Genomic DNA, 13,091 nt, shown 5'->3' on the forward strand with positions numbered 1-13,091 from the left:
GATAGTAGTGAATACATTGAAAGGAAATTGCTTATGGAATCAATTATAAGCCAAATTATTCATCATGAAAAACAGTTGCTTGCCAAGAGTGATCCGGTTGATATTTTAATCAATCTAATCGATGATGAATTTATTGAATATGGGGGTAACGGCAAAATCCATGATAAAAATGAAGCAGCTCGATGGTTGTCACTAGAAGATTATTCTGAAGCAAAAGGTATGGAGTTTGAGGCAAAATTCTTGACAGAAGAAGTGATTTTATTAACATACCTCAGCGAGATGAAGCAGAACCATTTTTCAGAAAGTAAATTTGCACGACGTATTTCGATTTGGCGAAGAAAAAATGGCATATGGCGTATGGTATTTCATCAAGGAATATCTATAGAGAAATAAAAAGTTAAGTTCAGCGCTCGTCGATAAAGATACCTCGCTGGACAATGGTTATTTCTATGATATTACCCATTTACTCAACATAGAGATAGAGAATGATAACTTCACCAACCTTAAATAGAAGCTTTAGTATGCTCGGCTGTGTTCCAAGGTTAGGGGTTTCTAATACTTTTAATCTTTTAACTATAATTAACGTTATAAGTGAAGAGTAGAACTGACGTTATTCATTTTCATGCAATGAAAAATAATAGACCTTTTTGCATGCCCACATGTCTCGAAAGAGGCTATAACTTTTCTATGTGACGTAATGTTTGTTTGCTCATTAATGAATGATGGGAGTGTAGCTGTTATGGGTTTATCATTATCAGAGCTTTTAACTTATGAAGATGGTGGACAAATTATATTTGATGCCCTCATAAATAGCAAAAAAGTCACTTTATATCAGGATTATCTGCTGGTTTTAGATCAGGTTACTCGTATTTGTGAACATGAGGATGATGCTCCTTTATCCAAAGCCCATGTGAAAAATTTAGCTAAAATTTTATTGCAAAAATTCCAAGAGCATCTTAGAGAAACCCAAAGTGATTGGTACGATAAAAGTAATCCGAAGATATATACAGTGGCCAAGCTTTAAATCTGCCAAAATATTGGGATATGAAGATACTGATTCTATGCTACGAAGCATTAAATTAATCCAGTATCTAGATGAAATCATCAAGAAGCCGATTAAATTGATTTAATCGGCTCTATTAAAAAATAAATTCCAATAGGTGCGATTTATTAAACGCTTACGTTTCAAAAACACTTATAACTTTTCCAGTGTATATATAATAAATAAATGACCGAAGCCGAGTGAAGCTTGCAACTCAGTATAAAGTTTAGTGGGAGAAGTTATAGTGCAAAACAAGGGAATCACTTTATCTCGAGTCCCTTTTTCGCTGTTCGCTCATTAAATTCCCTCGTCAAAAACTCGATTTTTTGTCCCAATTGATTTTTTCCGATTATTATTTCTGAGGTTTTATAAAGTGTTTGAGAAAAATAAGACATATAACTCGTATTATTTTTTTCAGATTTACGACGTTGGATGCCCTTTTCTTCGGAGCTCATACTTGTTAATAATGCCTTCATCACTTCCTGATATTCAGTATCATCCTCATTTTCAAAACGTCTATAAAGATTTCCTACGTTTTGAATATACTTTAGGATCAATCGTTTTTTTATGTCAAAAATATCTCGTTCAACTTTATTGGTAGCAATGTCAAATTCCTTTTCAAGGATATATTCATATAAGATAAATGAAAATTGATTGACCCAGGGAACATTTCTATTATTGCTAAATAATGATGCATCCTTAATATCCGTAATTGGCGAAGGGGTATTTTGAACGAGATCGTTTAATGCATTAATAAAATTGTTTAGGCTGGATGTGAAGAAAGTTTCATGCAGATCTGTTGTGAATGCGGTACTATTTTTTTTATTATATTCTTTGACAGCGATTACAACTTCCTTTGATATTGATTCAATTTCCTTTAAAATTTTTTCAAAATAAGCAGTGTAATCATCGTCCTCAACTTCTATTTCTTTAATCTTCTTGATTAAACATTTAGCAAATTCATTTCTTTGAATTAATAACTGAGCTTCTTTTCCTTTATATGTTTTTTCATCTGCCTGCAATTGGTAGGCTGCCAATATTTTTTGACAATACCGGTGTGTAATATCCTTAAAAATTCCCATTATCCCTCTCTTTTTAGTTCGTCAGAAAATACCCAAAAATCATATAACTATTTCCGGGGGTATCCATTCTGTTGTTCACCGTTTTGTTTCTATTTCAGCCACGGTAAAATGCCATTTGGAATTCAAAAATGAAGCTTAAAAACTGTTAAGATAGTCATAGTGCCTAATATTAACTCATTGTGAGCTACAGGAAAAGTGATTGATTTTATTTTCTTTTCTTGAGTATAAAGATTTGAGCTTTGGCACTAGAGAATATAGATTTAATCTGCAGCATGCACAGAGCTGCGTTTAATTCTTTGTCAATAATCAGGGGTATTTCGTCCAAATAGAGAATGGTTATGTTGGTCAAATTTATTTAATTCCCTGGAAGCTACTATGAGGTGTGTATTGCCAGGGGTCCTCTGCATTAGTTATCAACCCTCTAACAGTAAAAATAGGCAAAGAGCGAATGGCTCAATATAATAAAAATAGCTTAATCGCAGTGAAGGAAGTAGGCGAAGTTAGATCTTTTTTGTTTTATTAAGACAACAAAAAATCCCCGCATTGATTTATGATATGGAAGGCATTGAACATACGGTAGTTATCACAAAAAATTTTCTTCTTGACCCATGGATAGGTAAAATTTTTTCACTTGCTGAAGTAGGCCTTTATGAATTTTATGGCTCGTCACATAATATGAAGGCATCATGGTTGAACCACTTGTTAAGTAATGAAGAGTTTAATTATTATTTAAGGCTGAACAAAAAGACACTAAATCATAATTTTGTTCAGCCAGCAGAGAAGTCAATACCCAATTAGTTGTTGTGTTCTATTTTAAAACTCCCCTAATAGTTTATTTGATACTAACCTATATTTAGAGGGATGGAGCATAGGATGTCATCTCTTTTTTGTGGTTATTTTTTGGCACGGGTGGCAGCTCTTTACTAGGAAATATTCTTGGAGGTAATTTACTTCCTTGTTTTTTTTCTTGTTCCAATGATTGAGGTGCTCGAGGAACAGTAGTGGGTTGTAAATTATTTCTATCTTCATTTTTATCATTATCATCTTCTTCTAGAGAGTCAGTTAAGGAGCTTTCTGTTAAAGAAGAGGTGCTATTAAAAAAACCCATTTTGTTGACGCCAACTACCGATGAAAGCAACTTTACTAATTTTAGTTTACTTTTTGAATTTTCTCTTTGTAATTTAACTTCTTCTTTTAATTCTTTATTACCATCAAAAAGTGTAGTAACTGAAGGATGGCGCTCTTTAGATTTCCTCAGTACAACCGTCTCATTATTGACATCCTCAGGACCTTGATCTTCTTTCTCTTTAAATAAGCTCACTTGCTCCTTAGCTTTTTGATAAAAACTTATAATAAGGGGATCAAGGTCTCTATTTTTTAAACAATACGCAGCATACATCGAATATTTATCATTTTGACTTTCTTTGGTTTTATTTTTTCTAAAAGAACTTTGGTTTGATGTTGCATAAGTTGGTTGATATTTTATGATATCTGGAAAATTATATGTCAATTGGAAAAATTTTAATATTACATCTGAAGGTAATTGAACTTCCGTTTCTAGTTTTATGAATAATTCTTTTCTAATATTAGAATTTTCAGCTCTAAAAAAAACTTTAATGAACCATCGCAGGAAAACTTGCTTTAAATTATCTTCATTACCAAATAAAGTAAGAACAGCTTCATTCGTTAAAAACTTTGCTGCAAGTTGCTCTTCAAATGGCTTTTGTTCTATTTTAGGCAAGAGAGTAGAGGCTCCCTGCAGTAGCAATGCGATTGATTCTCTAATAGAAGCATTAAGGGCAAATAAATCTGGACTTATCAAAGTTTGTGATGCTTCTTCAAGATATAGTTGAGGCGTTTCAACAACAGTAAGATCATTTTTACTTTTATTACGACGGCCTAAAGAGTTTTTTAAGTTTTTTAAAGTATTGGTCTTGGTATTTGTTTCTATAGATGCTTTTATTTTTCTTAAAACCTCTGCTCCATGTGTCAGTATATGTTCAGAAAGTCCTTCTTCGAAAGGATCAGTCACTTTTTTCAAAAAATCACTGTGTTCTGTTATTTTATATTCATTAAATAGGGTAACAAGAATTTCTTTAAAAACCCTGCAATATGAGGATAATCCTCTTTCCCGCAGATCAAATACAGTATCTTTTAAGGCAGGATTTGATTTATTTTCACTTATTGCATAAAGAGACATAAATTTTTTAGCTAATTGTATATATGTATCTTGGTAAATTCTTTTTTTTAGATTAGGACTTATAAACGGGTTAAAATCAGAAAATTTCTTTGACAAATCTTGTTCTAAATCGCTTACTTCTTCAGGCGTCAAAATTTGTTTTTTATTATAAAGAAGCACGATTAAACTACTTGCCACATTAGTAAATATTTTTTTCTGTGAAGGACTACATAGACTTAATATTTCATCAATATGGAGTTGAATTGTTTTGGACTGATCATTAGTTAGTTCGCTTTGTCCTAAAAAAACAGCATAAACAAAATTTTTTATTGCCTCCATAAAACGTTGATGCGCTCTAGCCTGAATTTTCTTACTGTATTCTTCAAAGTCTCTTTTATCCTCTGGATCTTGACTTATTTGCTCTAAAGAGAGGAGTATCGAACCAAACTCTCCTTTATTATCGAGTTTTCTAGGTTGCGCTAATATTTTTAATAAGTTTGCTTTGGCATCAATATAAGCCTTAGGTAAGGAGATTTTTTGTGCTATTGGCTGTACTGGTGAATTAGAAGAATTTTTTTTTTCATACTTTGTATTTCTTAAAAACATATAAATCCCTGTTAAATTAACGAAATTAGATTTTAAATTTTTGCTAAAATCTAAAAATGCGTTAATACTTTAATTTTTTTAACAGATATGTCAAGCAAGAGGCGTTGTGGTAGAAATAAAACACTCAGAGGATTGACCATGTCGAATGACTTAAGATTTTTGACCGGTACTGTCACAAAAGATTTTCTTGGTAGTTTCAAAATATCCTTAATACGTTGTATCTTAAGACCATGTTAATGCCTTTTTTGTGAACTCTATAAGGTTCCGTTACGCATGTTAGTGGGTTTTGTTTCTACTCCCTGGAGAAATGATTTGTATCATAAACATTAAAAGCCTCCTTCGCCCGCTGTATTTGCAAGAGCTCCTAGCCTGGTTACATGAGAACGTGCTTAAAATGAGCACCTTCAGGTCCAACTCCTACACCAAGATATAAGCCAGAAAAGCAAGGATTTGCCGACAATAAAGATACAATGAGTAGTTTTGTTTTCCTTAACATATTATTCCTCAAAAAAATTGTTGTTTTCCATAGGATTATGATCGTTTCCACCAAGTTATCATAACAATTATGATTTTTTATTAGATAGTTATTTTACAGCTCAAATGCTCTGTTTAATTCCTCTGTTTCATCTTCATCAATGCATGGTCCTCCAAATGTATCCACAAGTGCCAATTGTCTCTGCTGATAGGCGAGCATAAGTCCATAAATACTCTTAGAGGGAGGGGAAAACAAACCCATTTTGGGTGCTTCAATCAATTCAACCCCATTTTCAGCAAGTTTTGCGAGTATATCAATTTTTGCGTCGCTAATAAGTTTTGCTGCTTTTCTTAATAATTCAATTTTAAGCAAGGGTTCTGTCGCAAATACTCTGGTATCAAAATGTTCTATTTCTGTTTTAATTAGCCCAATAAATTCTTTCTTAATTTCCAATGTGCTATATAAAGTAGAATAGGTATATTGCTCTGCATAGAGAAGACCCGAAAGTGTTTTGAGCAATGAGTGCCAGCTACGATCATGCAGCATCCATAATATGGCATCGTTAGGAAATTCTGTATAACAATTTTGTAAATGAACTGCTCCGGCTTCTAATAATGCAACCAATTTTATTTTGAGCTTGTCGATGTCATTCTTAAATTGAGGTAATCCTTCACGTACTTTCTCGGTTCGCAGCAAGGCCATGATTTCATTTTCTATTATTTTTATCTGTTTATGTAGAGCAATTAAATCGATTTCTTCCGTAATTTGTTGTTTTAAATCATTCGCTGAGTCAATATAATTTTGCAGCTGCTTGGTGGCTATTCCATCGTGATTACAGAGAGCAAAATAGGTCTCACAAATACCCAAACAAACGCGATAAGCGCCTAAAGCACAAGCAAATTGACGCATAAAAACCTGTGCCATAGGGGTATAGGGTTTCTCTGGTTTGAAGAGATACAGACCTTCTTGTTCACGAAATTCCAGCGGTAAGCCACTTTGTAAAACATGTGTATCAAAAGCTGCTACAAGACTTGGATTTTCTTCTGAATTGATAATTTCTTGAGCTGTTTTTGCTAATAGATACTCATCGACTAAACATTTTTCCATGTTCTTTTGAACCAAGTTGAAGCTAAAAACGAGTTCTTCTCCTTGGGCAACTTCAGTGAGCTTTTGTGTTCGGCCTGGATTAAAAAAATAGTCCATTAATAATTTTCTTATTGCAAACATTGCATTACGATAGTGCTCCAGACGTGCAAAAATTGGCTGAGTTGCGTTTTTAATTTCTTGCTGGTAGAGCTCCAGTTTTCCTTCCATCAGCGTTCTCCTTTTTAGTCCCTTATTGATGCTTAATTTCTACAGGGCACCAGCTTCGGTGTCAAGGTGTTTAATTTAAGTAAAATATTTCTATTTGTTCCAGTACGATTAGGGCATATGATAGGCCGCAAAGAAAATTGAGTTTTTCAATTATTGTCTTTATTTTCATGATGATTTGTTTTTATAAAACAAAAAGATTATAACGGGGGCGGCGAAGCAAAACCCAGAGGGAGGGTGCAATTTTCCTGGTTTTCTTTGCGTCCTAAACCAGAATGATAAGGAATTTTAACAGAATATTTTTAAGGATTAACATGGATTTTAAAGAGAAAAAAATTATTGTTACAGGGGCTAACCGCAGTATCGGTCAAAGAATAGCCATAGCTTTTGCGGAGCAAGGCGCGGACGTTGTTATTAGTTACCGCAGTGATACAAAAGGTGCGAAAGAAACGGTTCAAGCGATTAAAGCAACAGGGAGAAATGCAAAAGCATTTTACGCTGATTTCTCCAAAATGGAACATGTTTCAACTTTTGCTGAGCAAGCAATCGGGTATTTAGGTGATGTCGACATATTAGTTAATAATGCTGGAATGCTATGCCGGGAAACGATATGTGAATTAGATCCAGAAAAAATGCAGCAAGTTTTTCAAGTTAATGCTGTTTCTCCACTTTATTTAGCACAATTATGTGCCAAAAACATGATCGAAAAGGGTAAAAAGGGGTGTATTTTAAATATTTCTTCAATCAGCGGCATTATGACAATGACAAAGGGAATTGGTTATGGTGCTTCTAAGGCGGCATTGAATAAATGGACAAAACATGCCGCCTTAGACTTAGCACGATACGGCATACGTGTGATTGCGATTGCACCTGGTGTGATTGAGGCAGGAATGAATGAAAATACGGCCTCTAGTAATCCGGAATTATGGCAATATTATGTGAGCAATATTCCCTTGCAAAGACCGGGAACACCTGATGACATTGCAAACATGGTTTTATTCCTTGCCTCAGACAAAGCCAATTGGATCACAGGAAAAGTCATTGCAGTGGATGGGGGGCATGTTCTCTAAGCAACTAACTCACTGAAAACCATCTAATACTTTGATTTTATGTTCAAATAAAATCCTTTTTGTTATAATTAATTCAATATTGGTGATTGTGAGAATGAATTATGCAAATGAGAAGTGAAAGTCAAGAAAAAGAGCGAAAAGGTGCGAAGTTTGTTGAGTTAGTAGCTAATAAAATATTAGAGATGATAAATTGTGCCCAACATTATCGAGTTATGCGGATAGGCTCGGACATTATTATTCGTGAAAGCACTCAAAATCCACCAATTGCACGTAGAAAAGAAAGGGTTGAGTTGTTTTTGGCTTTTTTCCGTAAGGCAGCTGAAAAAGGGTCTTTTGAACTAAAGGATGCGGTAATAAAAGCCGAAATTGAAGGTGAGAAAGCAACGATTCCATGCATAAAAATTTCTCACGTGAATCTCGCAAAGTTTGCGCAAGTACTTGGATTAACTTCCGGCTCTTCAAAAGTGGACCCCAAAATATGGAATGTAATCCCTGAGGGAATAAGGTCACGATGGGATCGATTTAATAGCAAAATGAAGGAGCATATTGTTCAATGCTGTACTCCTCATGCGGATGTTGGGATACTCCAAACACTGCATACGACAGTATTTGGTGACTCTATGCGTTCTCCTATTGGTTTTAGCGTGCCAAAAATCCCAGTGCGATTACCCAATCCACATTTGGAAAATGGGGTGGGGAATGAGCTTTATGATTTAACAGAAATTCTCGCGATAAGGGAACGCCATCCACAACACCCTGATTTACGACGTGATCCTATTACTCGTGATTATTTTTCTCTTCATGACGTGCTGGCTGACACAGAAGCTCTGGAAAAAATACAACAAAAAGGGATGGGTAAAAGCTGATGGTCACTTAATCAGCGTGGGTAATCATAGGAATTTTATAGGACGGGGTGTGTTTTTGTGCCCCACCTTCTCATCAAGCAGTAATCAGGCCAGCATGGGCGTAAATACTCTCAAAAAATTTCACTTGCAGTACTTTCAATAATCAACGTGTCAGAATTTTTAAGTTATGCGCACTTATTGATTTGTTTCGGGTTATTTTTAACAAAATAATCCAAATAGAATCCAAGTGATCATCAATTATATTGACTGGTCAATATCGATCCGTAATAATGGTTTTTGCAAACTATTGATCAAGTTGATCTCAATTTGGTTTTTATGGGAATTTATAATCAAGGAGTGCGCCATGCTGACAAGTTATCACATTAGATTGCTCATAGAAAAATGCCGCGAAATGGGTTGGAGTGGGCTTAATAACGGTATAACCGCTTCAATTCCGCAACTTCAAATTGATATTTTAAAACCACCGCATGATTTTTTAGGTGTCCAGGGTAACCCTGCTATCTTTGTCAACAAAAGTACTTACAAACTATTAGGACACCTCCATAAAAATTGGGTCATGAATCAAACCATTGCTTTAAAGATAAGTTTTTTCGAACAAAACACAATTGATGTGATTGGTGGGATTATTCATGAAGCTGGGCATGCTTTTAATGTTGCAGCTAAAATTGCTAATACTGAAGCGAATGCATATATCTATGAAATCGAGGGGATGCGAAAGTTACTTGAAACGAAAAGCCCTTTGCTATTTGGTTGTACTTCCAGCGATATTCAAGCGTTTTTTAAGAGGCGTCTTTCCTACTATAATAAAGGGATTTCTGAAAATAAATATCTTGCGCGCTTAGTAAAAACGATTAAACAAGAATTTAAACTTGAAGAAGACACCCAAGAACAAAAGAGTACGGAGAGCATTTCTATTTTTGTAGCAGGAACCTTGTTCGCCCAAAAACAATGGCATAAAGAAAAGGAATTAACGTTGATAAAAATGAAGGGGAATTTTTTTCTGCATTGAACAATTAAATAATAAAATTCAAATACCAATCGTATTTGTATGCTCAAGAGGTACGATACGATTGGCAAAAAAGTCCACGTATTTTCTACAAATCAATTGCAACTGAATAATGGTCCGGTTTCCTGTAAGTTAGAATAGATTTAGTGATTGTGTTGTCAATAGTACGATTAAACTCTTCATAATGTGCAGCCTCTTTTATGTGCGCGATGTATAAACGGTCTATAAAAACCCATCGATTGTTAGTGCTCTAATTGATGTTTCTTTTATTCAGGATGAGTACGTTTAAAAAATTGCAACATTTCATAAACGACATACGGGCCTGCATCCCGATGATCGAGTGTGTCACTGACTGATTGTATAAAGACGTCGCTGTTGTATTTTTTAAATTGTTCATAAGCAATTTCTGCTCCATGGTAAGGAACATCCCTATCTCCTTTTGTGCCGACAAGAAGTAACGGTGCTGTTGGAGAAAAATCATAATGATTGAAATAGTTCTTCAATTTCTCTGAGTTGCTTTCTGTATGATTTAAGATGGCATCAAAAAAATTCGATTGAAAAATTAATGCTGGATTTTGCGGCAACACATCAAGTATTTCTTTGGTGGAATGGAGCCCATCAAATAATTCTGGAATGAAGGTATTGTAAGGACTGACAAAGATTTGATTTAAATCAGCCCAATAATTTTTATAGGTTTGCAGTGAATAGAAAAAATATGCTAAATACGCAGTAGCCCGTGGTCCCGGATCCAGCATAATAAATTTCATCGTTTCATCCCAGTCATAAGGCGCAGAACCTAAAGCAACTGCGGTAACAGGTATGTTTGGATACTTTTGAGTAAGTAGTTCAAACATTACCAAGGAGGAGAACCCTCCTTCTGAGTAACCGCCAATATAGAGTTGGTCATTGAGTTCGATTTTTATTATATTAGTAAGCTCTTTGGCAGCCAAAAGCATATTCACACTGCTGCTGGCCAAAGTTTCATATTGTACATAGGGATGGAGAGGCAATTCATTATCCCCTAAACCTAGGTAATCGGGCATTACCGTCATGTAACCGCCATGACTGGAAAACAAAGCGGGATACACATAATCGCCCTCTTTTATCCTGGAGGGAGCATCCTCATGTTTGAAGCGAGTACCATGCTGATAACTGACGATTCCCACCTTATCTGTTACACGAGGTACAGCTACGAGGCCAGAAGCAATAGTTATTTGGCCATCAGGAGCTGGAGTTTTATAGTTGACTTTATAAAGAGTCACATCATAATTTGCTTCAAGTACATCAAGCGGAGACATTTTTTTTAACGCCTTCTGCGCCATCACTTTAGAAAATGTCCCTAAATAATTGTAATTAACGAGGATTTTCTTGTCGTTTTCTAGTGATTGACTGTAGGACGTGATGCTTAAAAAGAAATATAAAAAGAAGAAGATTATTTTTTTAAAAGTTACCATAGTGATTTATTTCCATGTAAGTTTTTTAAGATTAAAGACGAATAAATCGGGAAAATCCTATACCCAGATTCAACTTTTTCCATATCGTTTGTCAATTGTGAATTTTAATTCTTTTTAATCTTATCTTGTTATATTGTTGCACCATCAAATGAGTAATGAGGTGTGAGATGGCATTTTCTCAAAAAGAACGTGCAGAATTGATGCGTTTTATTCAACTTAATAAGTTAAAAATTAAATCATCGACCGGGTGGACGAATTATTCGAAATTTAGACGAAATAAAAATGCGCTTGTGTTGGATATTGTTGATTCTGAATCATTAAGCACTGTTTTAAAGTTCATTACTGCTTTGAATAAAAAGAAAGATCCAGCACAACGGATATTAGTAAGGCCAGCGGCTGGAGGCCGAGGAAAAAAATACAGTGAGTCATATTCAGTGCATGGTATTGAAGATACCGATATTGTTATTCGTTTAGTGGGAAAAGAATTTACTGAAATTAAAGCCATTGATATGCAGAACCAAGTCGTCAAAATTGGCGCAAGCATGCAAGTCGGCGAAATAAATCAACAACTCTATGAACGATATAACTTTACTTTACCTACTTCCAGTTTAAATCCATATATTTCTTTTATTGGTTTAGCTGCCAATAGCGGTATTGGCACTGGAAAAGACCAACCCGGTGTAGCAGGACTTATCAAATCCATGACACTTTGTCTTCCAAATGGAGAAATCGCGACAATTGATAGTACTCACCCAGATTTTGCAGCGATATGTTCTGGCCATCAAGGATTATTTGGTTTTGTTTTAAGCGCTGAGATCCAATGTATTGATGCTCAAAAATTAGAATGCGACAAAGAAGTGATGAGCGTGGCACAATTAATCGAAGAAATTAAGCAGGGTTTATTTGAGCGTGATCCCTATACCAGTATTTACATTATGCCTACCTATCAACCTGATGAGTTGATCAATCGGACCTATAAAAATGTTTGTGTCTATCGTTGGCGTCCCGTAGAAAAAACACGTTTGGATCTAAATGCGCGTACACCGTTTACTCATTTGAGACAAGAAATAGAAACCAGAATTTATGATTTTTTGCATGTCAGTGATTTCTTGTGTAAATATCCTTGTTTGATCCCTTATTTTGCGCAATATATTCTTCTTCCCCTTGTGATTGGGAGAAAAAATGAAACGTCTATTTCACGTTGGTATGATTCAGTTCATCATCAGACCGGTTATCCGGGCAATGTAGAGGATACGGGATTAATATTTGAAGTGAGCTCCGACCACCATGAAATAATCATTGCTCTGGAAAGGGTATTTACAACGTTACATCAATACAGCAAGCAGGGTTACTATCCTATAACTACAGGAATGTATTTACGTTATTTACAAGGGATGAATGGAGGAGTGTCCATTACTCAGCATCAGTTAGGAAAACATGTTTGTTCCTTTGATATGGTGTCAGATATTCACATACCTGGGCATGAAGCGTTTCAGAAAGAAATCACCGAGTTCTTTAGAACTATGCTTAAGGCGATTCCGCATTTAGGGAAATTTCTACCTTGTGATTACCAATTAGATTGCGCTGATTATAATGATGTATTAATCAGGTGGTATAAAGAAAATAATTTAAATCTTGAGGAAAGCATGTTGCTTACCGCTCATTATTGTAAGATTTTGCAGCTTAGAGAGATGATGCCTGCCCAATCTGAGTTTTCAAGTACACAACCTACTTTATTCCAACCAGCAAGAAATCTCACTCAGTTAAAAAGTAGATTGGATGATGGGGTTCGATATGTGGCTGCACTTTGATTTAAAATTAAAAGGCCTTTTATTTTATGACTTTTTATCAATATTTTATAAGGTATCTGAATCTCTTCTCAAAAGCTGTCGTGAACCCTAATTTTTTCTTTTCTATTGCAAAGTCCATAGTGGTTTATGGGGAATAAAGTACCCCTAAACCTGTAGACATATAATGATATTCTGCTACTCTATACACCT

The 13,091-nt window shown here is 35.0% G+C and carries 12 protein-coding genes; 7 read left to right on the forward strand and 5 right to left on the reverse strand.

All coding sequences use genetic code 11. The features are described from left to right. Positions 1-33: 33 nt before the first annotated feature. Entirely contained in the window at positions 34-393 is a 360-nt protein-coding gene (locus tag Ltuc_RS14195; RefSeq protein ID WP_083498121.1) for a DUF4440 domain-containing protein, read from the forward strand. A 346-nt stretch (positions 394-739) separates the two neighbouring features. Next, positions 740-1,024, forward strand: coding sequence for a hypothetical protein (locus Ltuc_RS14200; protein WP_133138319.1), 285 nt, complete (start codon positions 740-742; stop codon positions 1,022-1,024). A gap of 278 nt (positions 1,025-1,302) precedes the next feature. On the opposite strand, the gene Ltuc_RS14205 is transcribed toward Ltuc_RS14200, so the two are convergent. Next, the gene (locus tag Ltuc_RS14205; RefSeq protein WP_058522015.1) at positions 1,303-2,124 is read right to left on the reverse strand and encodes a hypothetical protein; all 822 of its coding nucleotides are present in this window, start codon (positions 2,122-2,124) and stop codon (positions 1,303-1,305) included. 555 nt (positions 2,125-2,679) lie between these two features. Between Ltuc_RS14205 and Ltuc_RS15800 the strand changes: the two genes are divergently transcribed. Continuing rightward, positions 2,680-2,922 carry a hypothetical protein gene (locus Ltuc_RS15800; RefSeq protein ID WP_058522016.1) on the forward strand — a complete coding sequence of 81 codons (243 nt, stop codon included), beginning with the start codon at positions 2,680-2,682 and terminating at the stop codon, positions 2,920-2,922. 55 nt (positions 2,923-2,977) lie between these two features. Here the strand turns inward: Ltuc_RS15800 and Ltuc_RS14215 are convergent, their stop codons facing one another. From Ltuc_RS14215 to Ltuc_RS14220, 3 genes are all read right to left on the reverse strand, one after another. Next, the gene (locus Ltuc_RS14215; RefSeq protein ID WP_058522017.1) at positions 2,978-4,909 is read right to left on the reverse strand and encodes a hypothetical protein; all 1,932 of its coding nucleotides are present in this window, start codon (positions 4,907-4,909) and stop codon (positions 2,978-2,980) included. A 373-nt stretch (positions 4,910-5,282) separates the two neighbouring features. Further along, the gene (locus tag Ltuc_RS15805; protein WP_274519413.1) at positions 5,283-5,405 is read right to left on the reverse strand and encodes a hypothetical protein; all 123 of its coding nucleotides are present in this window, start codon (positions 5,403-5,405) and stop codon (positions 5,283-5,285) included. A 93-nt stretch (positions 5,406-5,498) separates the two neighbouring features. Next, positions 5,499-6,698: a hypothetical protein gene (locus Ltuc_RS14220; RefSeq protein WP_058522018.1), complete on the reverse strand. Its 1,200-nt coding sequence runs from the start codon at positions 6,696-6,698 to the stop codon at positions 5,499-5,501. A 311-nt stretch (positions 6,699-7,009) separates the two neighbouring features. Here Ltuc_RS14220 and Ltuc_RS14225 point away from each other — a divergent pair, with 311 nt between their 5' ends. From Ltuc_RS14225 to Ltuc_RS14235, 3 genes are all read left to right on the forward strand, one after another. Next, on the forward strand, positions 7,010-7,765 hold the full coding sequence (locus tag Ltuc_RS14225) for an SDR family NAD(P)-dependent oxidoreductase (RefSeq protein ID WP_058522019.1): 756 nt from the start codon (positions 7,010-7,012) through the stop codon (positions 7,763-7,765). A gap of 107 nt (positions 7,766-7,872) precedes the next feature. Continuing rightward, on the forward strand, positions 7,873-8,631 hold the full coding sequence (locus Ltuc_RS14230; RefSeq protein ID WP_058522020.1) for a hypothetical protein: 759 nt from the start codon (positions 7,873-7,875) through the stop codon (positions 8,629-8,631). Positions 8,632-8,974: 343 nt separating this feature from the next. Further along, positions 8,975-9,640, forward strand: a complete 666-nt coding sequence (locus tag Ltuc_RS14235; RefSeq protein WP_058522021.1) for a hypothetical protein — start codon at positions 8,975-8,977, stop codon at positions 9,638-9,640. A 263-nt stretch (positions 9,641-9,903) separates the two neighbouring features. Here the strand turns inward: Ltuc_RS14235 and Ltuc_RS14240 are convergent, their stop codons facing one another. Then, positions 9,904-11,091, reverse strand: coding sequence for an alpha/beta hydrolase family protein (locus Ltuc_RS14240; RefSeq protein ID WP_058522022.1), 1,188 nt, complete (start codon positions 11,089-11,091; stop codon positions 9,904-9,906). Between the two features lie 167 nt (positions 11,092-11,258). Between Ltuc_RS14240 and Ltuc_RS14245 the strand changes: the two genes are divergently transcribed. Beyond that, positions 11,259-12,902 carry an FAD-binding protein gene (locus Ltuc_RS14245; RefSeq protein WP_058522023.1) on the forward strand — a complete coding sequence of 548 codons (1,644 nt, stop codon included), beginning with the start codon at positions 11,259-11,261 and terminating at the stop codon, positions 12,900-12,902. Positions 12,903-13,091: the final 189 nt, after the last annotated feature.

This window comes from Legionella tucsonensis (genome assembly GCF_001468035.1).
GTDB lineage: Bacteria > Pseudomonadota > Gammaproteobacteria > Legionellales > Legionellaceae > Legionella > Legionella tucsonensis.